Source organism: Kocuria soli (assembly GCF_003797835.1).
Classification (GTDB): domain Bacteria; phylum Actinomycetota; class Actinomycetes; order Actinomycetales; family Micrococcaceae; genus Kocuria; species Kocuria soli.
The window spans coordinates 74,944-99,864 of sequence record NZ_RKMF01000014.1; the positions used below are offsets into that span (position 1 = coordinate 74,944).

Consider the following 24,921-nt stretch of genomic DNA (forward strand, 5'->3'; position numbering starts at 1 on the left):
TGGAGGTGTGAAGTTGTTCGACGCCCATTGTGCCACAGATTAGATGACGTGTCACCTACATCCCACGATGCGTCACGCTCGGGCGGCGTCGGTGGCTTCCACCTCGGCGGACTTCTTCAGGCTGCGGTCGTGCAGCAGGAAGCCGATGCTCATCGCCAACGACCGGAACAGTTCACCGCCCAGGACCCAGAAGGCCATGGCCGGAGCCGTGTCCGCACCCGTCAGCCATGCCCCGCCAACCACCAGGAGCAGCTGCACGCCGCTGATGCGCATGAACCACCGCTCGTAGCCACCCAGCATCAGCACGTTGCTGGTCGCGGAGGTGGTTGCGTTGATGAGCGTGGAGATCACCAGGACGACGGCGGCCCCCCACGTACCGCTGTACTCCGCCCCCAGGAGCGACACCAAGGAGTGTTCGCCGACCACGAGCAGGAACACCAACAGCAGCGCCGGCATCACGGCGGAGGCGACCGCGGCCTCGATCACCAGCCGCCGAAGTTTGGGGCGCTCACGCACCGCCACCGCGATCCTGGGCCCGAAGACCGTGGAGACGGCCGAGGTGCCCATGGCTCCGGCCGACTGGATGCGCTGGGCCACGTCGTAGGTACCTGCCACGGCCAGGGAGCGGGAGGAGAGCACGAACATGGGACCGCGGACACACAACGCCGTGAGCGTGGCCCCCAGTCCCAGCGGCAGAGCGACCTTCCACGGCGTCCTGGGAATCTCGATGCCCTCCGCACGGTACTGCGCCAGGCTCCGTCCGGGTGCCGGCGAGAGCCACCACAGGATGAGCGCCATGAGCACGAACGCCACAACCTGCCCCGGGATCAACAGGCCCGGGTCCGTGTAGGACGCGGCAAGAGCCGCCACCAGGCCGAAGAAGGGCAGGGCAACGGACTCCATGAACTGACCGGCCACGGGCTGTTGTTTGGCGATCCGTTGCACCATGAAAAGGCGCCCGAAGGCGGACGCGGCGGCAACCATCCAAAAGGCGATCAGCCAGCGTCCCGGGTAGCCCAGGAACTCGCCGAGGCCCGCGACCAGGGCCACTGCGATCCCCACGAATCCCCAGAGGACCGCGATGGTCCGGGCATCGCGACGAGCCAGGAGGCGTGCGCGACGCCCGTCGTTGGCCGCCCACAGCGGTGCCTGTTCGCGCATCCCGGAGAGATCCACGCCGAAGGAACCGGCCATGCGCGCCACCAGGGCGATCGACCACAACAGGCCGTTGAGGCCTACGTCTTCGACGGGGAATCGGAGGGCCACCACGGCCACCAGGGCCATCTGCAGTGCGGCACCACCGATCCGGATGCCCAAGACCGTCAGGGATTGGAGGTGCGCACTTCCCGTACGCTCAGCGGCCACGCCGGGTACGGTCCTTGGCCAGGTACCAGAGGAACTTGGCGTTGCCCACGGCGTAACGCTTGAACATGCGGCGCGGTTCCATGGCCAGGCGGAACGCCCACTCCATGCCCACCTTCTGCACCAGTTCCGGCGCGCGCTTGGTCTGCCCGGCGACGACGTCGAAGGAACCCCCCACGCCCACGCAGACACCTACGCCCATGACGTCGCGCTGCCCGTAGATGAAGTCCTCCTTCATCGGCGAAGGCACGGCGACGAAAAGGATGTCGATGTCCAGGGCACCGATTTCCCGGGCCATGTCCTCGTCCGTCATGCCCTGGGTGCGCCAGTAGCCGTCGTGGTGACCCACGACGTTGGCACCGCGTTCGGTGAAGTTCTCCGCCACCGCATCCAGGACCTCGGGCCGGGCGCCCAGCAGGTAGATCCGTTGCCCCTCCTGGGCCGAGAGTTCGACCAGTCGGTTCATCAGGTCGATGCCGGCCACGCGTTCGGGGACCGGGCGGCCCAGCAGCTTGGAGGCCCACACGACGGCCTGACCATCGGCGCTGACCACATCGGCCGCATTGAACTCGTCCTGCTTCCCCGGGTTCTCCCGGGCCGACACGATCTTGGCGGCATTGATCGACAGGTGGTTGTGGTTGCCGCCGTCCGTCATCAGGCTCTTGAGGCGCTCGACCGTCTGGTCCATGGTCAGGGGGTCGATTCCTACACCCATCACATCGTGCCGTGAAGCCTCCTGGTCCTTGCCGACCGAGCTCCCCGGTTCCGCGTCCCGGGCCGGTTCCGCCGCCCGGAGGTGGCGCTGTCCCGGCCCCTGGCTGTCCTCGTGGTTCTTACGAGCCGGCTGACTCATTGCTGTTCCCCCATCCAGCCAGGGCCAACGTTGCGTGGCCCTGATTCCATCTCATGTGTGGCAAGCCTGATCCCGAGCTGCGGAACCCGCCGTCGTCCCCCTGCAGGGCAAGGAGGTGACGCACCGCCGGTTGCGGATCCGGGATTCCCCAACCCCGGTCCGCGGCGCGGGCAAGGAAGCCCACGGTGGTTGCCACGTTGTGTACGTCTTCCGAAGGCTGCTCGGCATCCGCGTAGTAGAGCGGCAGCCCGTGGCCGTCCAGGCAGTGCTCGGCCCAGTAGGCCAGGCCACGGTCGATCGCGTCCCCGACCTGGAAGCCCGCCTGGTGGAGTGCCCACAGGGAATCGAGGTTGTAGATCGTGTGGAAGCTGTCGATCCATTCCAGACCCGCGCCCTCCCCGTAGGGCCAGGAGCCGTCCGCGGCCTGCGCGGAGACGGTGCGGTCCACGGCGCTCTGGATCTTGTCCCGGTCCCCGCCCAGCATAGCCAGGCTCTCCGCACCCAGCAGGGAGCCGTTGTGCACCAAGCGGTCGGAGGTCGTGGTGTACCGGAAGTAGCCGTCGTGGAACTGGTCCTCGAGCCACTGGGCCACCTCGGGGCCGGCGTCCTCAAGGCGGTTCGTGGCCTGGAAGGCCCGCAGGGCGAAGGTCGTGGCCACCACGTTCGGGCTTCCCGCGGGGTAGAACGCCCAGCGGGTCTGTACGTCGAATTCGTAGCCCCACGGGCCGGTTCCGCGTTCCCGGATGATGCGGTCGACCAGCGCATCGGCCAGCTCCGGCCGCCCGTTCAGGACTGCGGCGTGAGCGAACAACGCCATGCCCTTGGTCATGCGCACCGGGGGCACGTCCGTGAGGTCTCGCAACCACTGACCGGCCCGTTTGTGGACCTGTACCCACACCTGACGGGGACGTCGCCCCTTGAGGAAGCGTGCGTAGGGGGACAGCAGGCCGTCGTACGGGTCGGTGCCGGCGTATTCGCGCACTTGAGCGAAACGCATCGCCTGCCGCAAGGCCTCGGACACCTCCGCGCGGAGGGGCGGGTCCAAGAGTTCGTACGGCTTCACTGCTGACTCTCCTTGCTCGAGTGACCACGGCGCGGAGCCCACGGCGCATGCGCCCTGTGGTCGCGGGCCACGCGTTCCACCATGTCGTCGAATTTCGGCCGGTAGCCCTCCAGGGAGTAGCCCTGTTCCCACGTCTCACGGGCCGCGGCCGCCAGCCGGTCCCGCGCGGCGTCGTCGTCGATGACCTTCTGCAAAGCGGATGCCAGGCCGGCAACGTCCCCGACGGGAACCAGCAGCCCGTTCTCCCCGTCCCTGACCACCTCCGGCACGGCACCCACGGGCGTGACCACCGGGGCCAGCCCCCACGCCATGCCTTCCAGCAGGGACAGGGGGAGGTTCTCGGCCAGGCTCGGCAGGACGAGGACCTTGGCCCCCGCCATTTCCTGCGTGAGCGCCTCCCCGTCCAGCCAACCCAGGATTTCGACGTCGTCCGCGGCCTCGACCGCCTGGGTGATCGACCCGTCGGGGTCGTCCAGGTCACCGGCCAGGATCAGGGTTGCGCGCCCGTTGGTGTTCAGGGTCTGCCAGGCCGCCAGCAGTGTGTCCGCGCCCTTGCGGTTACCGACTCGGCCCGCGAACAGGACCCGGACCTCGTCACCGCGTCCCGGCACCACGTCGGGGCCGGGTACGGCATTGGGAAGGAGGACGACGCGGTCGGCCGGCACGCCGAGCTTGTCCCGCACGTACGCCCCCCACCCGTTGCCGAGAACGGCGACCACGGAGGCTTGGGTGAAAAGCCCCCGGATCAGGCGCTTGGCAAAGCGGGACTGCTGCGCGAAGAACCGCGGGTACCCGCCGCTGTGCATGTGAACAGCATAGGGCTGTCTGCGCACGCGGAGCACCACACTGATCAACAACTTGCGCCAGGTGCTGCCCTTGGACGAGACCTCCAGGACCCAGGCTCCGTCCCCGTCAGCGGTTACGGCAGCCGTGGACAGGGCTCGAAGGAAGCTGATGCTGCGTTGACCACGGGTGCCCGGCGTCCCGCCGGAATCCACGAACTCGAGAACGGTTCGGTGGGAACCGGTGGACTTGAGGTACGCACTCATCACGCCGATCCCGCCCGCGGATCCAGGGGCGGGGCCCACAACTCGCACCTTCATACATCCTCCACGGTTCGGTGAGACATGGTCGGCGCGGCGGCCCACGGAGCAACCGGCAGCGCAGTCTCCGTTGTGGACTCAGAGTGCTCCTGCCCCCCGTCGACCGGATTCGATTCGTGATCGGTTCCCCTCTCCGTCGCCGTCTCTGCCGACGTGAGTGCAGTGGCAACGCCGGCCACAACGAACGGCAGCGCGAACATGGGCGGTGACACGAAGACCGGAGCGACCACGGACTCGATCCCGAGGGTGGCGAACCACGCAACAGTCACGCCACCGATCCACCGGACGTGTGCCCACGAGGAGTGATGCATGAGGCGCCACCCGGTCACGGCCAGCAGGAACAACGCAGCCGCGTAGCAAACAGCGCCCAGGATTCCGGTCTCGGCCAGGGGAGCCGGCCAGAAGGTGTCCGAGAGGAAGCCGCCCCGCTCCCCCGGCCCCATGCCGTAAATCCACTGATATCCGAAGTCTTCGTACAGGGGGCTGTACTGCTCGCCCGCCGTGAAGGAACCGAATCGACCGAACCCGACGCCGAGAGGAAAAGCCGCCAACGTCAAAGAAATAGCGTCCAAGGTCATCCGAACCCTGGCTGTTTCAGTCACGTCGGCGGTGTACTCCTGATACGTGCTCGACACCACTGTCATCAACGGTTCCCAACCAACCACCAGGGCCACCGGGACAAGCACCGCCAGGGCCGTCAAATACATGGCCTTGGGCCCGGGCAGCACCGCACGCATACCCAGGGCAGTGACAGCACCCGCAGCGATCGACTTCCGTCGGAAAGCCGCGATGCAGGCCAGCCCGGTTCCCACCAGCAGTGCCGTGTTCAAGGCACTCTTCTTGACGAAGTGCCGGTAGAGCAGGATCGCCAGGAAGGCCATGGACATCGTGGTGCCCAGACCGACCGGATGGTCAAAGGGACCGGTCAGGCTGGTGAACCCTGCCCTCTCGGTGATGGTCTCCATACGACCGATCCATGCGTTCCACGGTCCGGGCATCACGACGTTGACCACACAAGTTGCCAGAACGAACATGACGAATCCCGCACCGGCTTTGGCCACGTTGGGGAGGTCCTCCCGGCGCCAGTCCAGTTGCGCGACGGCGAACCACAGGGCGGGGCCTTTGAGGAACAGAAAAGCGCCCGTGGTCATTGTCGACAGCGGCACCCCGTTCACAACGCTGCTGACCATTCCGAGGACTGCGAAGGCCCCGAAGAACCACATCGACGGGTGCAACCTGATGCTTCCGCGGAGGTAGAGCCGCCGACCCGCAAACAGGACGACGGCCAGAATGACACCCAGCTCATCGCCGTACCCCAGGGCATTGACGCCGGTAACGGTCTGGATCGTCTGGGACAGCATGGTGATCGCGACGATGACACCCGCCGCAATCTTGGGGTGAACCAGAGCCGCTGTCACCAGCATGAGCGTTGCGGCGCCAGCCATGATCATTGCCGTTACAAGCGTGACGATGGTGGCGATTTCAACCAAAGTGGAAATCCCCCTGACGTTGATATTGGCTAAACCGTGTGGTTGGGAAGGTCGTACATTCGCTGCTGCGCGCTCGTGCAATGGCAGTTACCGGAGCGCCGTCGCTGGATACTGATGGACCTCGCAGCGCGCATGCCAGACCTGCCCCCACGAGGTCCGGCCAGGCCATGGTGACACGCTCACCGAGGGCGACCCCGCCGGGTCCGCGGATTGTCCACCAAAGAGGCCAGAGATGGCGTTAACAGTCAGTCTTCTCCCGGGACTCAATCGACATGCCCCTTAGCATGGGCATGCTCGTGGACCGGCGGGGGCGTTCCACTGGGGGAGCAACCTTGAACACGTCCAGGTTCACGTCTGTTCTGCCACCGGCGCTTTCGCCAAGATTTTGTCGGCGAGCACCCGGGGCGATGACGCATCGACCTGGAGGCAGCCATGCAACCACAAGTCGATCCGTGAGCCCCCTTCAGGGTCCCGGAAATTGGGAGTCGAGAATTGCGCGAGTCATCCCCGTATGAAACGAACGAGATCAGTGCCCGAGAGCTGGGCGGAGCGGTCCGAAAACGTTGGTGGCTCCCGGTCCTCGGCCTGCTCCTCGGCCTGGGTCTCGGCCTGGCGTTCTCGGTGAGTCAGACCCCCCAGTACCAATCCGTGACCACAGCTCTGGTTCATGCCTCGGCACCGGAGGACACCGCTGCAGATCGTCTGGCAGCTGAGGAACTGGCCAAGTCCAGGGCCGCGACCTACGAGTCCTTGGGCAACTCAGTGGTGGTTGCCGATGCTGTCAAGCAGGAACTCGACCTGGACACCCCCACGGACGAACTCCTGAAGAACGTTCGCGTTGTGGCGAACCCGGAGACCACCGGCCTCGAGATCACGGCAAGTGCCGACAGCCCTGAGGCGGCGTCCGAACTGTCCTCGGCCTGGCGCGATGCGTTGTCCGAATCCGGTGGTGATCCTCAGCCCGGCGATGAGGTCGAGCTGGTTGCGGCCGGCGAACCCACCCACCCGGATGCGCCCTCCGGAATTTCGGTTCCGATGATCTATGCCATCGGCGCGGCGACAGGACTCCTGCTCGGCATCATCGCCGCCGTGACCTTGGGCCACCCGAAACACGCACGTCGTAGCACCAAGTAGTCCCTGGGTCCCTTCGCCTTCGGACGGACAAGCACCTCACGCCCAGGTGGACACAACTCCCTGGATGTTTTGGTCCACCAGTCTGTTCTTGCCGTTGGGCGGCACCTCCAGCTGGTCCACGATCTCCAGCCCCAGTTCGACCTGCCCCTTGGTCCTGCGGATCATGGCGGCGTAGAAGTCCTCAAGTTCCTCCTGGGTCGCCGTGGCGGAAGGCTCCAGCATGAGCACCACCTTCCCGGGTTCGTCCTGCCGGAACCGGAACCGGTTGACGCACAGGAACTGGTGACCGTGGACGTTCAGGGAGGTCGTGGGAAACAGTGATCCGTCGGCTCGGATCAGGCCTTCGCGCCCGCGGCGGGCCTTGATGTCACGGAAAGTGGGTTCGCCCCACTTGTTGTGTCCGACCACTTCGGCGGAGTCCCCGGTGTCGTATCTCAGGAACGGATGACCCATGAGGCGCAACCCGGTGGTCACGATCCTGCCGCGCTCACCCACCTGGGCCGGTGTTCCGTCCTCTTTGAGGATCTCCGTGATTCCGTACAGGGGCTCGGGGTGGAACACCCAGTCCCGGTCCATCGTGGCGAATGCCGTGCGTTCGCTGAGCCCGTAGAAGTTGCACACGTTCGCCTGTGGGAAGACGCGGCGGAAGGTGGCCGCCTGAGACGGCGTGTACTCCTCGGACACCGCTAAGACGCCTTTGATCTGATGCCGCCACTGGTCCTCGGGCAGGTGCGTTTCCAGTAACCGTGCCATGTATTCGAGGGACGCCGGGTAGCCGTGGAGGTATCGGATCTTTCTGTCCGTGACCAGTTTCCAGTGCTCGGCAATCCGCTCCGGTCCCAGCGCCTGAATCCGCAGGACGACCTCCCCCGTGGCGGCCTGCACCAGATGGTCCTTGGACTCGTCGAACTCCACCACACCACGCAGGAACAGACGCCAGTCGTCGAGTTCGTATCCCGTGCTCCGGTGCCACGCATTCTGCACGTAAGCCCACTCCCCCGCACCACGCTCCTTTTCCAGGTGGAACAGGATGGGGTCACCGGAGGTTCCCGAGCTGGCCACCAACTCCACCTGAGAGGGATCGACGGCGATCATGTCCTTGGTGTTGGCCGAAAGTTCCTCACGCGTCAACACCGGGAGACGGTACAGGACGGCGAACGGGTCCCGGTCAGGATCCGCCGCGAACTCACGTAAGGGCGCATAGGCAGCGGTAGTGCCGTAGTAGGTGGTGCCGACAGCCGTCGTGAAAAGCGCCCTTAACCGGGCTGCTCGTTCGTCCCGACCCCAGGACGGCACCGCCTCGCATTTCCGGATCTCACGCATGGTGCGTCGAAAGACCGGCCCGTAACGCATTGAGGCTGGGACGGCCCGCACCAATGCGGCAAACCTTTCCCGTTGCTCGGCCGGTAAGTGCGCAATCCATTCTCGCGCCGAAATCATGATCTCCCCCAGTCAGCCCCGATGGGACGGGAAAGGAGGAAACCCGTCGTTCCAAAGACCCTCGGAGGCTGCACGTTGTGTCTAGCCCGACTTCTCAACCCGTGGCTGTGTCAGCCGAGCCCCGGCACACATGCCCACCGCAACATCGCGCGTTTCATCGCCCCCACGGGCGCTGATCGCACCGTTTCACCCTATACCTGTGCGACGTGGAATTGCATGGCGGCCGGGGTCACGGTGCTGTATCAGGGCACCGGAACCCCGGCCGACAAAGGCAACCCCCGCAGATTCGTTATGAAATAGTTGTCAGCAGTTCTGCTTTAACCAATTCCATGTCAGGGAACGGATTGCCGAACCGGTGCATGGTCACGGAAACAGCCTGCTCATGCAGCATCTCCATGAGTTCCACGCGGGCGGCCCCCACCACGGGGTGCGTCAGAACGGCCACGTCCGGAGTGGCGCCGAGTGCCGCCACCAGGTCCACGTCGTCACCGATCAACTTGATCCGGGCCCCGGTCCCGAGCTCCTCCGGACCGGCCGCCGTGGCCGTCGCCTCCGCGGCACCCGCCGCATCCGCTTCCGGCAGTGGTGCGTCATCGCCCTTGAGGACTCGAGCCACGGCCTGCTCGCGGAATTCCGCATCGGAGGCCTCGGGCAGGATGGCGGCGAACAGCTGCCTGGCCACCAACGGCAACTCCCCGGCGATCCTGGGGCTGGGGCTCAGAACCACGGTGGAGCCTGAACGGGCCGCGGCCAGCCCCACTCGCACCACGTCTGTGACGGGAGCGTTCTCGGCTGCGCGGACGACGACGCGGCGCGGGCGGTAGCGGAAGAGGTTGGCTTCCGAGCGCAGACCCGTGGGGTCCTTGGCCACACCGAACTCGGACTCCCAGGCCCGCTGGTCCACCATCGCGCAGGAACGCAGCCACTCGAGGTCCGGTGCGGGCAGTGTGGCCTCGAGTTCGGGCGAGTCCAGGACCTCCGCGACGGCTTCGTGCACCACGTCCCCCTGGGTGTCCCGGTGGAAGGCTGCCTTGTACCAGGTGCCCATCTGGGTGAGGTAGTTCGGTCCGCCGGCCTTGGCACCCAGTCCCACGGAGGACTTCTTCCATCCACCGAAGGGCTGCCGTTGCACGATCGCCCCGGTGATCCCGCGGTTGACGTAAAGGTTGCCCGCCTCCACCCGGTCCAACCAGTGGTCGACCTCGGAGGTGTCCAGGGAATGGATGCCCGCGGTCAACCCGTAGTCCACCGCGTTCTGCCATTCGAGTGCCTGGTCCAGGTCCGTTGCGTGCATCAGTCCGAGCACGGGGCCGAACACCTCGGTCAGGTGGAAGAAGGAACCGGGCCGGACCCCGGTCTTGATCCCGGGCCGCCACAGCCGCCCGGTGTCATCGAGCTGTTTGGGTTCAAGCAACCACCGTTCGCCGTCGTCGAGCTCTGTCAGGGCACGGCGCAGCTTGTCCTGCGGTTCCTCGATGACCGGTCCAACGACCGCCTGAAGGTTCTGCGGCCAGTCAACCACCATGGACTCAGCGGCGTCCAGCAACTGACGTTCGAAGCGTTCGGACGTGCCCACGGACCCCACCAGGATGCCGAGGGAGGCGGCCGAACACTTCTGGCCGGCGTGCCCGAAGGCGCTGGTGACCAGGTCCCAGACTGCGCGGTCCCGGTCGGCCGCGGGAGTCACCACCAGGGCATTCTTGCCCGAGGTCTCACCTGTCACGGGTCGACCGGTGCGCCAGCCGCCGAACAGCTCCGCCGTCTCGTACCCACCGGTCAGCACCACCCGGTCCACGCCGGGATGGGAGACCAGCGCCTTGCCGGTCTCGCCCTCCACCGAGTCCACGAGTTGGAGCACGTCACGCGGGACCCCCGCGTCCCACAGCGCCTCGATCAAGGCGGTCGAGCAGCGTCGAGTCTGTGGCGACGGCTTGTGCACCACGGCCGCGCCCGCGGCGAGGGCCGCCACCGTGGAGCCGCACGGGATGGCCAACGGGAAGTTCCACGGCGGGGTGACCAGGACCAGGGTGTCCGGGTCGAACACCGCGCCGTCCACCTGCTCCAGTTCCAACGCGCGGCGCGCGTACCACCGGCAGAAGTCCATGGCTTCGGAGACTTCTGGATCGCCCTGCGGGAGCGCCTTGCCGGTCTCGGCAGCGGCCACCGCCATCAGGTGTCCGCGGCGCTGCCCCAGGACGTCCGCCGCGCGGTTGATGATCTCGGCGCGTTCACGGGCCCCGCGGGCACGCCATTGCCTGGCCGCGTTGCGCCCGTTCTCGACCACGACGGCGACGCCGTCCTCGTCCAACGGCCCCGGAAGGGCCAACGACTCGTACCACCGAGGATCGGTGATCCGTTCGGAGATGCGTGCGGCCCACTCCTGGTTCGCCGGGACGGAGACGTCCGTGTCCGGCTCGTTGCGGAAGGGTTCGTCCAAGGGTTGGTGGCCTTGGTAGGAGCCGTTCTCCTCGGCGAAACGGTCCTGCGAGCGCCGGGCCCGGGGCGCCCCTTCACCGTCCAGGGCAATGCCTTCATCCAGGAGCTGATCGACGGAGGCCCGGAACCGCGTGGCCTCCCGGTCGAAGATCCCGTTGCCCGGGGCGAGGTCGAAGATCCCGGACATGAAATTCTCCTGAGCCGCGTTCTCCTCCAGGCGGCGCACCAGGTAGGAAACTGCCACGTCGAACTCGGCGGGGCGGACGGCCGGGACGTACAGGAGGATCCTGCCGACGTCCTCGGAGACCGCCACCGACTGCTCCACGGCCATGCCCTGGAGCATCTCGAACTCGATCCGCTGCTCGACCCCGCGCTGCTGGGCCAACAGATGGGCGAAGGCGATGTCGAACAGGTTGTGTCCGGCCACGCCGATCCGCATTCCGGCCAGGCGCTGCGGGGTGAAAGCCCAGGCCAGGACCCGCTTGTAGTTCGCGTCCGTGGACTGCTTGTCCGGCATGGTGGTCAACGGCCAGTCATGGACCTCGGCATCCACCCGTTCCAGGGCCAGGTTGGCGCCTTTGACCAGGCGGATCTTGATCTGCGCGCCGCCGTCGTCGACCCGCGCCACGGACCAATCGGACAGCCGCTGGACCGCTGCCAACGCATCCGGTAGGTAGGCCTGGACCACGATCCCCGCTTCCAGGTTCTTGAGCTCGGGCATACTCAAGAGCCGGATGAAGACCTCCGTGGTCAGGTGGAGGTCTGAGTAGAACTCCATGTCCAGGTTGATGAACTTGGTCCCGGCGGGCGCCGACGCCGCTTTCCGGTAGAGCGGCAGGAGCCGGTCCACCACGCGGGTCACGGTCCCCTCGAAACCCCAGTGGGAGAGTTGAGCCACCACGGAGGAGACCTTGATGGAGGCGTAGTCGACGTCGTCGCGCTCCAGCAGAGCGTCGACGTCGGCCAGGTGCTTGTCGGCCTCGGCCTCGCCCAGGACCTCCTCACCCAGGAGGTTGATGTTCAGCGGGTTGCCCCGCTCGGTGAACTTGGCCACCGCCTTGCCGAACGGTTCGGGACGTGCATCCACCACCAGGTGCCCCACCATCTGGCGGAGCCGCCCGCGCGCTACGGGGATCACCGCGGCCGGGGCCAGATGTGAGAACAGCCCCCCGGCCAGAATCTGCGAACGGTCGATTCTCGACAGGGTCTTGGGTGCCAGCTTGGCCACACGCTGCAGCGCCTTGGCCGCCGCCTTGGTGTCCTCAGTGCGCACCACGCGGTCCACGAAGCCGGTGGTGAACTCCAAACCGTCAGGGTCCTTGAGAATCGCGGACAGGCGATCGGCTCCCGGGGCGGCCACTTTGCGTTCTTTGGCCACCTCCCCGGCTCTGGCCAGCCAGGTGGTCACCTGGGCGACGGCGGGATCGACGAGTTCGATCAGTCCGGACAGGTCTTCCTGGGGCAGACCTGCGGCCGAGGAGTCAGGTTTGATTGTGGACACGCGTGCGCCCTCCCTCTCGGGTCACCCTGGGACGGAACCGTGGCACTCCCACGGCCTCCGGCCATCGATTCCGCAGGGCATTGGTGGGCCGGTGACAACACTTTAAGCGACCGTGAAGGAGGTCACGACCACGGGCGCTCGCGTGGTCGCCCGGCGGACACGGACGGACTCAGGCGATACCGAAGAAGCGACGCAACTTCCGCTTGATGAAGCCGAAGAACGAGTTGTCCGCCAGCACGTTGGCCACGTTGTGCAACTCCCGCTGCTGTTCCCGCAGCAACACTGTGAGCTCGGCGTTCTGCCGCTCCAAGGCGTCCAACCGGTGCTGCACGGACTGGAATTCACGGGCCATGAACAGAGGCAGCCCCAACCCGTTGTCACGGGTCCATTCCTGGAAGTGCCGTTCACGCACCGCGAGGTCGTATCGGCGGTGCACCTGGGCTCCCGCGTGCATGGAGTTGGCCAGCTCCCCGGTCTCATCGGGCCGCTGCTGCCAATAGGCCAGGGGCTGGCCGTCCAGGAAGCCGATCGTCGCGGCCTGGGCGAAGCGCAGATGGAACTCCCAGTCCCCCACGGCGGGCAGGGTCTCGTCGAAGTCACCGATCACGCGGTGCATGTTGCGCCGGTACAGGAAGGAGATCGGGACCCCACGGTTGATGGACACCAGATCGGCCAGGGTGATGGCCTGCAGTTGTGGCCAGAAGACCTCCCGCCCGGTCTCCGTGATGACCGGTGGCTCGACGTCCGTGTCCACGCGCTCGTAGACGATCTCCGTTCTGACCATGACGCCGCCGTCGGTGCAGGAGGGGCGTTCCAGGTGGGCAACGGTTCGCTGCAGGAACAGGGGGTGCCACCGGTCGTCGTCGTCGTGAACGCACACGAACTCGCTGTCCGCGGCCCGCACCCCGATGTTGGAGGCAGCCTCCATCCCCACGCTGCGGCCGTTGTGGAGCACCGTGGTCCGGCCCGCGAACTCGTGCTCCCTCTCCGCGACCAGAGCGTCCACGGGGGTGGGGTCGCCGCCGTCGTTGACCAGCACCAGGCGCCAATCGGCGAAGGTCTGCCCCAGGACGTCGTCCAGGGCCCGCCCGAGCAGAAGTCCCCGGTCCTTGGTTCGCATGACGATCGCCACCGTGGTCCGCGCCTGTTGCGGCAGCGGGGTCTCGGGGCGGGTCCAGTCCCGGCGCAGCGCGCGGGAGATTTCTGTACCGGCTCCGGAGGGTGCGACGGGCGGGAGCGACGACGGCGCAGGCGTGGACCCCGTGAGTCCCACGACAACCGTGTCCCACCACGCGTCCGTCAGCTCCCGGACGTCCGGGCGACGTGCCAGCAGGTCGTCAGCGATCGCGTCCTGCGCCTCAACGGCTTCCTGCGTCCATTTCTGGGCGGCCTCACGCAGATCCCAGGCAACGGCGCGCGGAGTGATCAGAGCGGCCAACGGCACCACTTGACCGGTGATTCCCCAGGTGGCGCAGGCACCGGCCATGCGCACCTCGGCGAAGTTGTCGACCGCGATCGGCAGGACCGTGGCCCCACCGGCCAGCCCGAAGACCAGCGGGTGGTAGCGGGTGGTCACCACGTAGTCCGCGGTGAGTGTGCGGCGCAGGCTCGTCGGTGCGGTCTCGATCTCCCGTTGGACGGACGGGCTGTGCATCCGGACGGCGACCTTGCGGTGGAACTCCTCGTCGCCGTCGTGCTCGCCGAACTGCGCCAGGTGGGGAACGAACTCCACCGTTCCGCCGGTCCGATGGACCAGCGCGTCCAGGACGACGGCGAAGGCCTCCGCGGCCTCGCCCTGATCGAATGGCCCCACTCCCGGTGCGAACGTGGCGACGATCCGGGGACGGGTGGGGTCCGCGGACTGCGTGGAGGTCGCACCGGCCACGGAGCCATCTGTCACGGACGCGCCGGTCACGGACGCATCGGCCCCACCAGACCGTTCGAGCGCCTGGTCGATGGTCGGGACCACCGAGGTGCGGCCCACCGGAGAATCCGATCCGTGCTTGGCCCAAGGCGCCGCGAGCGCTGCCAAGGACCAGCCCACTGCGTCATCCGGGCTGGGACGGATACCGCGGTGCTCCGGGCACAGGCTGCGGGCCAATCGCAGGGAGTGCGCGTCCCGTAGCCCGACCAGGGTGGCCGCTTCCAGGGCCTGGCGCAGCACCTCACGGTCGGCCGCGGACAGCGACGGACCCAGCGTCTGTCCACTCAGCACCACAGGCTTGTTCACGTGCCGAGCGATTCGGGCCACGGCGGCCCGTTCGTAGAGCAACCACCCGTAGTCGGAGTTCATGTTGCCGCCGCCGGCGATCAGCACGGCGTCCACACCACGGATCGTTTCGATCAGGTCGAACAGGGGATCGGATCCCGGCAGGGCGTCCGTGCTGCCGGCCAGCACTCGGTCGATGTCTGCCAGGCGCTTTTCGCGTTGCTCCGGAGGCCACGGGAAGCGCAGCGTGGGAACGGCTTCAACGCCCTGGAAGTACCGGAGCGTCGCCTCGACGTCGCGGGTCAACACCACCACGTCATGCACCCCGCGTGCGCGAAGAGCATCGACCGCCGCGTGGCACATCGCCTCGTCACCGACGTGGTAATTGCTCTGACCGACGTCGTTGAGGATGGCTACACGCATGAGCGGAATCCTCCCACAAGGCACGGCGCAATCATGACTTGCGTGCACGGTCATGGACCGCGGCGTTGCCCGCGACCCGCAACGTGTCCTCGAAGGTGGGTACGGGGATCTCACCGGAGGCGTGCGTCTGATCGGCCTGGTGCGGCAACGGGTCGTCGTCGGGGTCGTCCAGAACCTGGGGCGCGAGCGAACGGCCCTCGGCCTGTGCGATGGCCGCGATCGCCTGCACCAGGCTCAGGTGCGGCAAGGCCTGCGGGAGGTTTCCGAGCATGCGCCCGCCGGCTCCCGGTTCGCCGTCGTAGGCCGTGGACAACAGACCCAGGTCGCTGCCCCTGCGCAGAACCGCACCGACGATCTCCCGCGCCCGCTCCACCTGTCCGCTCCTGGCCCAGTTGAGGGCCAGCCACAGCGTGACACTCACGTGCCCCACGTCCTCGCCCGCGAACCCGTCCTGCCCGAGCTGGCTCTCGAAATCGGCGGGGTCGCTGTCCGGTGGCAGGTGGACGTTGCGGTAACGGCGCAGCAGCCCATGGCCGTCACCCAATTCCGTCACGATGCGGTCGACCGTGCGGATCATTCGCTCGTCGTCCCATGCCACGAACCCGACCGTGGGCAACAGCAGCAAGGAGGCGTCCACGTGGGTGGACCCGTAGTGCTGAACGAAACTGCCCACGCCCGGGTCGTAGCCCGAGGTCCAGATCTCCAGGGCCAGCTGGTCCCTGTGCGTCTCCCACAGTTGCAGGTCACCGTCCAGACCGTGGACCTTGACGGCATCCACGCCTGCCTGCAACGCGGCCCACATCATGACTCGCGTGTGCGTGTAGAACTGCGGCTCCCCCCGCATCTCCCAGATCCCCTGGTCCGGGAGTTCGAACTGGCGGAGCAGGTGGCCCAGCAGGGCCTTCTGGAGTGGCCAGGAGAGTTGGTCCTCCTCCAGACCGCGCCGTCGTAGCCGCTCGAAGGCCACCAGCACGTAACCGATCGTGTCCGACTGGTGCGACCTGGCGGCGGAATTACCCACCCGAACAGGCCTGGAACGCTCGTAGCCGGGCAGGTCCAGGGAGTACTCGTGGTTCTCGCGCTCCCCGCCCAGCCCGTAAACGTTCTGCATGTCCGACGGGTCCCCCGCCACGGCGCGCAGCAGCCAGTTGCGCAGTTGCAGCGCCTCCCGGTCATGACCGTGTTCGAGCATGACGTCCAGGGCCAGGGACGCGTCGCGCAGCCAGGAGTACCGGGCGTCCCAGTTCCGGTCACCGCCGATGCTCTCCGGCAGCGACGTGCTCGGAGAGGCCACCAGGCCGCCCGTGCGCTGGTGCATGAGCGCCCGGATCACCAACAGGGATCGCCGGACGACCGCTTCGTGTTCCGGCTCGGGAGCGCCGGACGACGACGCCCACTGAGCGTCCCAGTCACGCCACAGCTCCTTGGTCTCACGCAGCTGGCTACCCACGTCCCGCACCGCGGGCGGTGTCCGATGGGACTCGAAGTGAGAGAGCACGAAGTCCCTGGTCTGTCCCGCTGCCACGGTGAACTGGCCGACGTGCCGCGGGCCGTGCTCATCGCGGACCAGGACGGGCATCGGGTCCGCCCGCAGCACGATCGAATCGGGCCCGGCCAGGGCGATGACCTCCGACTCGCCGGGCTCCTCCGACTCAGGGTCTGCGACGGTCTCGAACTGGGAGATCCACGGAATGACCTGCCCGTAGCCGAACCGCAGGGTGATCTCCTGCCGCATCTCGACCTCACCGGTGAGCCCCTCGACCCGCCGGATCAGGTCGACCTCGGGGGACAACGGCATGAAGTCGGTGACCCGGACCGAGCCGGTGTCCGTGATCCACACGGTTTGCAGCACGAACGTGTTCTCCGCGTAAGACCGGTCCCCCACCCGGCAGTTCAGCCGCCACTGGTCCTCGGGCAGGTCCTGCCCGTCGTCGTTGACCGTGGCCGCGGGAGCGAGCAACCAGCGCCCGTCCGCAGGAGTTCCGAGCAGCGCCCCGAAGATCGACGGCGAGTCGAACCGCGGTGCACACAGCCAGTCCACGGACCCGCGCCGTGACACCAGCGGCCCCGTTTGCATGTCGGAGAGCAGGGCGTAGTCCTCGATCAGGGAAGCCATGGTTCCAATTGTGCACATGCCCGGCGAGGGAGTCCGGGACCCGGGACCCCGGGACAAGCGAACGGGCCCCCGTTGAATTGCTCTCCCGACAATTCAACGGGGACCCGCCCCTTCCACCCGGCCGACAGCCGACCACGTGGGTCCTCCCCATCCGCCCTCCCCGCGGCTCTCCCGTGCCGAGGAAGGGAGGCGATGTCCGCACACTCGACGGAGGAACGTCCGAGCGGCGGAGATCACGTGACGATCAGCTCATGGCCTTGTGCTCAGCTCCGCGTTCTCGGGGCTCCGTGTCACCCAGCGCGGCGCGGAAGTGACCCGCCTGGCGCAACAGCAGCATTCCACCCACGAATGCCGCAACCGCCAGGATCATCTGGATCGCGGTCACCACGTCGAAGCCGTTCATCTCGACCACCTCACCTATCGTTCACTAATGCAATCTTTACAGATGCACATGGCAAGTGCAAGTGTGAATTTCCGGCGGATCCCGCACCTGGACGTGAGGCAGGGCACCGGTCACAGCGCAGCCCCACGGCCCGCCCCGGGCATAGGCTGGAACGGTCACGGCGGGCAGGAAGAACCGCCGTCTCCACTGCAGTTGGACTCCGTCCGGGAGCCCGTGAAAGGAACGGTCAAGGACATGGAAATCACCGTCGGCGTCACCGGCATGACCTGCGAACACTGCGTGAACGCGGTCAAGGAGGAACTCATGAAGGTCGAGGACGTCCAGAACGTCGAGGTGGAACTGCGTGAGGGACTGCCGTCGCCGGTGATCATCACCTCGTCCCGTGAACTGGCACCCCTGGAGATCGAGTCCGCCGTGGACGAAGCCGGCTACGTGGTGGTCTGATCCACCGTCGGCCGATGGGTCACTGTTCCGGGTGCACCCGTCGGCCGTACTGGGGGTCACCATTGGCGTCCTCGGCCGGGCCGCCCGTCTGCGGCTTGGCGGTGGCGGAACCCTGAGACGCATCCGAGGTCTCGGCCGCCCGCCGCTTGGCCCGGCGCTCCGCGTACAGCTTGGCCGATGAGCGATTCACGCCGGACCCTTCACCCAGGTGCGGGTCGTTCGGCTTGTCGAGCATCATGAGGGTGGCGCTGACGACCACAGAAGCGATGAATGCCACCCCTCCGACGATCAGCCCGAGGTCCAGGCGCAAGCCGTCGTCCGTGCCACCCGCAGCCACAAAGCTGGTCACGCCACCGGCCACGAGTGCCAGAACGGCGGAGACGACAAGGGGGCCCTTGACGTCGGGCGCGCGCCGCGGCGACTTACGGGGCTGACGTGACACGTGAAGAACCTCCAGAGGGGCAGGCTGCGATCTCAGCGGGAATCCCCGCGAGTTGGGCACCGGTTCAGTCTACGCGGGAGATCCTCACCGCGATCACGGCTGGTGGCGCGACGACGCCCCGCTGGGGCGCCGTCGAGGGCTGGGGTCAGCCGTCCTGTCTGAGCGTCAGGCCCGCGATCGCCAGGAACACCCCCGAGATGATGGCCGCTCCGCCAACCACCCCCAAGAGCGCATGGATGTCCACGTAGGACACCAGCAACACCCCGACCGCGGCCGCCACCGCGACCAACCCGGTCAGCAACCAGTCCCGCCCGAGCGGGTGCGTCCGACGCCGCGTGGAGCCGATCCACAGTTCGGGCAACCCGACCAGGGCGAGGACCACGGAGACCACCAGGGCCAGTCCCGCCAGTTCCCCACCCAGCAGGACGACGGCGGCAGCACCGAGCAGCGCCAGGTAGCCGACGGAGCGCTGCGAAGCCTCCAACCCGTCCAGGCTCAACGCAGGGTGATCGCCGTTGCGGCGTTCGGTCCACAGGATGCTGATTCCAGTCCCGGCGAACCAGGCAGCGATCAGCCACGTTCCCAGTGTCTGCGACGGGGAGGTGATGAAAATCGTGGCGGCCGCGAACACCAGGTTCACGGCTGCCCGCAGCAGGGTGGGCGCCGCCAGAGCCCGTGTGGCCGCGGGCGGGTGATCCGATGTGGCTTGAGAATGCATCCCGGCCACTCTAGACCGGCCCCGTCCCCCGCCCGGTCCGACTCGGGGCACACTCAGGACAGACGCGAGGCAACCTGGACCCGCCCTCCCCAAGACGAAGCGCCCCGCACCCACCGTCACGGTGGGTGCGGGGCGCGCGGAGGGAAGCTCAGGCGTCGAATGCCGCGCCGGCCGGATCCGGCTCAGCCGCGCACAGCACCAGCAGAATCACGGAGCCGACAAAGGGAACACAGGCGACGAAGTAGTACCAACCCGGCTTGTTGGTGTCGTGCAACCGACGCACCGTGAGGCTGATCTGCGGTACGACCGTCGCAAGACCCACAAGACTCCCCAGCACCAAGACCAGTATGACGAACGTCGTGCCCCCACCGGACGGAGCGCCCGTCACCGGGTCGGCGCTCGCAACAACGGTAATCACGCCCGCCACGTACAGCACCAGGAACAGCAGCCCGACAAGGCCCAGGGCCAAGTAGGCCCACCAGAACTCCGAGCGGGAGGCACGCCCGGAGAACTGGGCGTACTTGCGGAAGAAGTTCTTGATGGCCCCCACGAAATTGACCTGCTCGCCGGGCTGGGAACCGGTCGGATAGCCGTAGGCCAACTGGGTCTGAGCTGTTTGGGCGGTGGGTGCCTGGCCGTAGGCCGGCTGATCCTGGGCAGCCTGGCCGAAGGACGGCTGATCGTAGCCGGTCTTCGGCTCGGAGTCGGAGGAGTTCTGGGGGGCGGAGTCCTGAGGGTTGATTCCGTAGCTCATGGCTGCTTCCTTGGGAGACAAGTGATTGACGATTGCAAACGTAAAGTGCTGGCCGAGGGAACGCACCTTCGTGACAGAACGTTACGACTGCAAACAACCGCATGGAAACGGCCGGTGACCGTGCGAAGAACGACGGTCACCGGCCGACGGTGTGGCCTTTCGAAAGCCGGGGTTACTCGGCGTCGGCCACGGACTTGTTCGGGACCACCATCACGGGGCACACGGAGTCAACCAGCACGGCCTGGGAGACCGAGCCGACCAGCAGGCCCCGGAAGCCACCGTGACCACGGGTACCCAGGACCACCAGGTCGGCCGAGGCGGAGGCTTCGACGAGTGCGTCTGCGGGACGTCCCGACAGCACGTGGACCGAGGTGTCCAGACCCGGTGCATGCTGCACGGCCACGTCCTCCACCGACTCGCACAGAGTGCGTGCGGGTTCGGTCAACTGGTCCGCGATGGCCTTGTCCAGCTCGGCGGAGCCCGACGGCAAGGAGGTGACCGTGGGAATGACGGTCACGATCGACAGTCCCTTGCCGTGACGCTTCGCGTAGCTCGCGGCGTGCTTGACAGCCGGGGACTTGGGGCCGAGCTTGTCCACAGCCAGAACCACTCGTCCGGAGTAGTCGCCGTCCTGCACCTCCCAGCCGTCGGGAAGGACGATGACGGGGCACTCGGCGTGGGCCGCGGTGGCCGCCGACACGGAGCCGAGTCGCCCGCGGATGCCGTGCAGACCGCGCTTGCCCAGGACGATCAACCCGTTGTCACCGGACTCGTGCACCAGAACGCCGGCGACGTCGCCGCGCTCCAACACACCTTCGGCCTTCACACCGGCGTCCAATGCCTTCTGGACACCCACCCTGGCGGTTTCCTCCGCCTCTTCCTCGATCTTCTCGAGGAAGGGGCCGGTAATTGCTGCATCTGCAACAACGGGGCGGCCGGTCGACACCACGACGGTCAGTTTCGCATCGGCAGCCTTGGCCTCTTTGATGGCCCAATCCAATGCATGCTCCGCAAATGCAGAGCCGTCATACCCGACGAGAATCTTCTCGGTCATCACACAGCCCTCTCTTCTGGGGTCGGAGGACGAGACGTTTGGGCCGGTCACCCAGATCGGCGTCTTCGCCTCTCTGCATTCATTCTATGGCTTTCTGTGGTTTCAACGCCGTGAAGATTGCCATCGGTCGCTACGCACCCGGACGCCCAGAGTGACCGCGCGCGCTCCGATGTAACCGAAGGCGTATGCCACCCACAGCCACACCGACCCCGCGAGCGAGTGCAGGTGCGCCATGTGCACCAGAGCCAATAGCGGCAGGTAGATCACCAGGTTGACCACCCCGGCAACCGCCAGGTAGCGAGCGTCCCCGGCCCCGATCAGCACCCCGTCCAACACGAACACCCAGGAGGCCAGGGGTTGTCCCAGGGCCACCACGATCAACGCCGCCGCGAACAGTCGCTGGACCTCCGGGGACGGGGTCAGCAGAGGGGCGCTCCAGGGAAGCAGGACTCCCACCACCAGGCCCGTCACCAGGCCGAACCACATTCCGAACCGCAGGATGCGCACCACCAGACGACGTACGGCCGCGCGTTCGGCATCTCCGTGAGCCCCGTCGGCGTCGAGGTCGCGAGCCCCGGACTCCTTGCCCACCAGTGCCTGGGCGGCAATGGCCAAGGCATCCAGCGCATACGCCATGACGTTGAAGACGGTCATCACCAGTTGGTAGGCGGCCAGGTTCTCCGGTCCTTGCGCAGTGGCCACCACCACCGTGAGCAGCAGGGCCACGCGCAGGGACACGGTCCTGAGCATGAGCCAGGAGCCAACCCCCATGAGCCGACCGAGTCGCGGAAGGCTGGTTGCCACCCCCACCCCGTGACGGCGTGACTTCCGCCCCAGGATGAGGACGAACGTCAAAGCCATGAGGCACTGGGTCACGCTGGTGCCCAGTGCGGCTCCGGCCACCCCCAGGTGGGCGACGTAGACCAACAGCAGGTTGGCCACCACGTTGAACAATGCGCCGCCCGCGGCGATGACCAGCGGCGTTCGGGTGTCCTGCAGTCCACGGAGCACGCCCATGCCGGCGGTGACCATCAGCATGGCGGGAATTCCGGGCAGCGACCAGTACAGATATTGCCCGGCCTGGTCCAGGACGGGTCCGTGCCCGCCCAAGGCCTCCAGCAGGGATCCGCCGAAGACCGCCCCCAACGCGACCAGGGCCAGCCCCAGTACCGCACCGAGCCACAGCCCGTCCCGCCCGACGGCCAGCGCCTCCCGCATCCGTCCCGCACCCAGGTGCTTGGCCACGGCGGGTGTGGTCGAGTACGCCAGGAACACCATGAGCCCCACCGCCGTCTGCACGACGGCGCCGGCCAAGGCCACCCCGGCCAGCGGGTCGGTTCCCAACCGCCCCACGATCACGGAGTCGGCCAGCAGGAAGAGCGGTTCGGCGATCAACGCCCCGAAGGCCGGGACGGCCAGGCCCAGGATCTGCCGGTTCAGGCCCTCGGGGTCCACGGCCGCCCGACGGAGGGGGCGAGTTTCCGGGGTCTCCGAACTCTCAGGCGATCCAGAACGCTTCAAACGGTCACTTCCTCGTACTGTCGGCCCTCTTCAGGCGGGGAACCACCGGCGCGGCCCGTGGCCCACGCTATCGCCCCGGCACCCGGTTGCTAGCCTGACTGATGAACTTCCCCGTCACAGGCCCCAGGAGGAGCCGATGGCCCGCTCAGTCCGGGGCCGTGTCCAGCACGGCACCCTGCCGTCCTGGCCCCCTTTGCGCATTCGCGCCGTGGTCAACGGACTGTCTCTGATCCTTTTCGGGGCGGGCCTGCTCTACCTGGCCTGGGGGCTGCTGGACTTCACCGTGTACGACGCCAGACGAACCGCCATGGTCCCGCGGGTCCTGGCCGTCTGGCTGGCCGTCGGCCTCCCCGTGGGAGCCCTTTCCATCGGCCTCCATCTGGTCCTGACCGCCGTCACCGCGTCCGACCGCCTGCTGCTCTCCCACGGAGCGGCGTCCTGGGACCCGGGGGAATTCGACGACATACTGCGCGGCGTACGAATCCGGAACTGGCGGCCCCGGCCCGGTGGGCGACTGGGAGCGGTCTCCGCCAAGACGCTCGGGTGGATCCCCGTACAGACCCCCGTGACGCTGGCACCACTTGCCCTCGGGGCGCTCACCACCGTTGGATTGATGATCTGGTTGGCCACGGGGTACGGAGCGGCCGCCCTGATCCTGCTCCTGACCTTGGCCTGGATCGGCTGGCGGGCAACCCGCGCGTGGGGCGCCCTCCGGGACTTCCGCGCCGATCGCGGTCTCCGCGGCACGCAACCCACGGCGCCCCGCGACCAGAGGCCGATGCGCGCGAGCACGGGCGTCGTCGTCACGGCCGACGAGGCCTGGGATGACGACGACGGGTACGTCCACCCGCGCAGGACCGACCCGTACCAACGTGAGCAAGAACTCCGCCGCGCCATGGCCGATGACGGGCCCGCCCGAACGCGTCCTGCTGGCAACGACGTCACCGTCGAAGCCACCCAACCGCTCGACGAGTACTTCTCCGACGGTGCGGAGGACCCGACGGCGCCCATCCCCCTCTACCGCGATCCGGCACCGTCCCGCGGTGATTCCGGCACCACCGTGCAGTCCGAGGGGCGCGTCCCCAGCCTTGCGAGTTCCGGCGAGGAAGGGGCGTCACGGGAGGCCGAAACCTCCGCGGTTCGTCGTCCACTGCTGAGACGCCGCAAGGCCGCCCGTGACAACGGGGACGAACCTTCACAGGTGGTCCTGGTGGACCGTTCGGCCGAGCGGGCCAAGCAGGCCCGCATGCGCAAGTACGGCCAGGAAACGGCCGGCGATTCACGCCCGGAACGCACGTCGCGCGGAAACGGCGCCCCCGTTGACAGCGGACGCCCGGGTCGGGGCCGCGGCCGTGGGTTGAAGGACTACTTCGGAGAACGGGTCACCGCCGACCCCACGATCCGCGAGCCCGGTCCGGACGGGGGCCGGAACGCGCGACGGACGGGTGCACCGTCCAAGACCGAGGCGGAGCGGGAGATCTACGAGCGCAGGGACGAGGCGTCGTCGATCTTCGGGTACGTCCTGAAACGGCGCAAGAACGATTGACGGCACCGGGTGCAGTCCGTCAGTACCCGCGCAATTCGTCGAGCTTGCGCCTCTCCTTCTTGGTGGGGCGCCCCGAGCCGGGTTCTCGTCGCCCGACGGCAGCCCGAATCTGCGGGGGCGGAGGTTCCGAACGGTCCTCGTAGCACTCCCTGGCCACGGGGGCACCGACCCGCTTGAGAATGAGGCGCCGGACCACGAGCTCCTGCTGCCATCCGGGGCGACGCACGACGACGGTGTCACCCACCCGCACGGCCTGTGAGGCCTTGACAGGGGCGCCGTTGAGACGCACGTGCCCGGCGCGGCAGGCCGTTGTGGCCGCCGCCCTGGTCTTGAACACACGCACGGACCAGAGCCAGGAATCCAGCCGCACGCTCTGCGGAGCACCGGATTGGGCACCGGTGGCATTCGAGGTAGGTGGGCTTCCCATGGTCGTCATGCTCTCACCGGAGCACATGACGCCACGAACACACTGGTCAGCGCCGCATTCGAGGCTGAATTCGTCGAGGAATCCAGACGCGGGAAGGGCGCATGGCAACAATTGCCCTCCACCCCCACAGTGGCCTTGCCCACCCCGGGGGTCGGACGTACATTACGGGTACAAGTTGTCGAGCGGAAGGAGTTCGGATGGAGATGCGGACACCAAGCGAGACCGATGCGGGCAAGGTTGCAGGAGCCGTGAGCTAACAGGCCGGAGCATTCCACGACCGCCACGAGGATGACGATTCGGACCCGTCAGAACCGAACGGGACGTCAACAAGCCGGTGGCGCAGAGCGTGGAGCAGGCACTAACCATCGAATGAAAAGCACGGTGGCAGATGCCGAACTCGCAGTAGGATCGACAGAATTGAAAACCCCGCAGTGTTCGCGACACTGCGGGGTTTTTGTGTGATCGCCGGACACCCCCCGACA

At 67.3% G+C, this 24,921-nt stretch carries 19 protein-coding genes; 3 read left to right on the top strand and 16 right to left on the bottom strand.

The genetic code is table 11. The features are described 5' to 3' along the window. Positions 1-72 precede the first annotated feature (72 nt). The 5 genes from EDL96_RS10980 to EDL96_RS11000 are packed head-to-tail and all read right to left on the bottom strand — an operon-like array spanning position 73 to position 5,871. A complete protein-coding gene (locus tag EDL96_RS10980) occupies positions 73-1,365 on the bottom strand; it encodes a lipopolysaccharide biosynthesis protein (protein ID WP_123826066.1) in 1,293 nt (430 codons plus the stop codon). After that, a complete protein-coding gene (locus EDL96_RS10985; RefSeq protein WP_123826068.1) occupies positions 1,355-2,215 on the bottom strand; it encodes a WecB/TagA/CpsF family glycosyltransferase in 861 nt (286 codons plus the stop codon). Before EDL96_RS10985 ends, EDL96_RS10980 begins: the two co-directional genes overlap by 11 nt. After that, entirely contained in the window at positions 2,196-3,278 is a 1,083-nt protein-coding gene (locus tag EDL96_RS10990) for a prenyltransferase/squalene oxidase repeat-containing protein (protein WP_123826070.1), read from the bottom strand. Before EDL96_RS10990 ends, EDL96_RS10985 begins: the two co-directional genes overlap by 20 nt. Then, complete coding sequence (locus EDL96_RS10995) at positions 3,275-4,381, bottom strand: glycosyltransferase family 4 protein (protein WP_123826072.1); 1,107 nt, start codon at positions 4,379-4,381, stop codon at positions 3,275-3,277. The genes EDL96_RS10990 and EDL96_RS10995 overlap by 4 nt, the downstream gene beginning before the upstream one ends. Further along, entirely contained in the window at positions 4,378-5,871 is a 1,494-nt protein-coding gene (locus EDL96_RS11000) for a hypothetical protein (protein WP_123826074.1), read from the bottom strand. The genes EDL96_RS10995 and EDL96_RS11000 overlap by 4 nt, the downstream gene beginning before the upstream one ends. 492 nt (positions 5,872-6,363) lie before the next feature. Here EDL96_RS11000 and EDL96_RS11005 point away from each other — a divergent pair, with 492 nt between their 5' ends. Continuing rightward, the gene (locus tag EDL96_RS11005; protein WP_123826076.1) at positions 6,364-7,005 is read left to right on the top strand and encodes a YveK family protein; all 642 of its coding nucleotides are present in this window, start codon (positions 6,364-6,366) and stop codon (positions 7,003-7,005) included. Between the two features lie 36 nt (positions 7,006-7,041). Here EDL96_RS11005 and EDL96_RS11010 read toward each other — a convergent pair whose 3' ends face one another. From EDL96_RS11010 to EDL96_RS13380, 5 genes are all read right to left on the bottom strand, one after another. Further along, on the bottom strand, positions 7,042-8,328 hold the full coding sequence (locus EDL96_RS11010; RefSeq protein ID WP_233568850.1) for an AMP-binding protein: 1,287 nt from the start codon (positions 8,326-8,328) through the stop codon (positions 7,042-7,044). Between the two features lie 406 nt (positions 8,329-8,734). Further along, the gene (locus EDL96_RS11015; RefSeq protein ID WP_233568851.1) at positions 8,735-12,373 is read right to left on the bottom strand and encodes a proline dehydrogenase family protein; all 3,639 of its coding nucleotides are present in this window, start codon (positions 12,371-12,373) and stop codon (positions 8,735-8,737) included. 178 nt (positions 12,374-12,551) lie between these two features. Further along, the gene (locus EDL96_RS11020; protein ID WP_158609595.1) at positions 12,552-15,014 is read right to left on the bottom strand and encodes a polysaccharide pyruvyl transferase family protein; all 2,463 of its coding nucleotides are present in this window, start codon (positions 15,012-15,014) and stop codon (positions 12,552-12,554) included. 31 nt (positions 15,015-15,045) lie between these two features. Further along, a complete protein-coding gene (locus EDL96_RS11025) occupies positions 15,046-17,130 on the bottom strand; it encodes a glycoside hydrolase family 15 protein (protein WP_123826084.1) in 2,085 nt (694 codons plus the stop codon). 244 nt (positions 17,131-17,374) lie between these two features. Next, the gene (locus tag EDL96_RS13380) at positions 17,375-17,533 is read right to left on the bottom strand and encodes a hypothetical protein (protein ID WP_158609597.1); all 159 of its coding nucleotides are present in this window, start codon (positions 17,531-17,533) and stop codon (positions 17,375-17,377) included. A 234-nt stretch (positions 17,534-17,767) separates the two neighbouring features. On the opposite strand from EDL96_RS13380, the gene EDL96_RS11030 reads away from it, so the two are divergent. Beyond that, the gene (locus tag EDL96_RS11030) at positions 17,768-17,977 is read left to right on the top strand and encodes a heavy-metal-associated domain-containing protein (protein ID WP_123826086.1); all 210 of its coding nucleotides are present in this window, start codon (positions 17,768-17,770) and stop codon (positions 17,975-17,977) included. Positions 17,978-17,996: 19 nt separating this feature from the next. Here EDL96_RS11030 and EDL96_RS11035 read toward each other — a convergent pair whose 3' ends face one another. From EDL96_RS11035 to EDL96_RS11055, 5 genes are all read right to left on the bottom strand, one after another. Next, positions 17,997-18,419 carry a hypothetical protein gene (locus EDL96_RS11035; protein WP_123826088.1) on the bottom strand — a complete coding sequence of 141 codons (423 nt, stop codon included), beginning with the start codon at positions 18,417-18,419 and terminating at the stop codon, positions 17,997-17,999. Positions 18,420-18,564: 145 nt separating this feature from the next. Further along, the gene (locus tag EDL96_RS11040) at positions 18,565-19,137 is read right to left on the bottom strand and encodes a hypothetical protein (protein ID WP_123826090.1); all 573 of its coding nucleotides are present in this window, start codon (positions 19,135-19,137) and stop codon (positions 18,565-18,567) included. 148 nt (positions 19,138-19,285) lie between these two features. Then, positions 19,286-19,891, bottom strand: a complete 606-nt coding sequence (locus EDL96_RS11045; RefSeq protein WP_123826092.1) for a DUF805 domain-containing protein — start codon at positions 19,889-19,891, stop codon at positions 19,286-19,288. A 172-nt stretch (positions 19,892-20,063) separates the two neighbouring features. Beyond that, a complete protein-coding gene (locus EDL96_RS11050; protein WP_123826094.1) occupies positions 20,064-20,945 on the bottom strand; it encodes a universal stress protein in 882 nt (293 codons plus the stop codon). A gap of 102 nt (positions 20,946-21,047) precedes the next feature. Then, complete coding sequence (locus tag EDL96_RS11055) at positions 21,048-22,400, bottom strand: MATE family efflux transporter (RefSeq protein WP_123826134.1); 1,353 nt, start codon at positions 22,398-22,400, stop codon at positions 21,048-21,050. Positions 22,401-22,602: 202 nt separating this feature from the next. Here EDL96_RS11055 and EDL96_RS11060 point away from each other — a divergent pair, with 202 nt between their 5' ends. Continuing rightward, entirely contained in the window at positions 22,603-24,012 is a 1,410-nt protein-coding gene (locus EDL96_RS11060; RefSeq protein WP_123826096.1) for a hypothetical protein, read from the top strand. A gap of 19 nt (positions 24,013-24,031) precedes the next feature. Here the strand turns inward: EDL96_RS11060 and EDL96_RS11065 are convergent, their stop codons facing one another. Continuing rightward, the gene (locus EDL96_RS11065) at positions 24,032-24,439 is read right to left on the bottom strand and encodes an RNA-binding S4 domain-containing protein (RefSeq protein WP_123826098.1); all 408 of its coding nucleotides are present in this window, start codon (positions 24,437-24,439) and stop codon (positions 24,032-24,034) included. Positions 24,440-24,921: the final 482 nt, after the last annotated feature.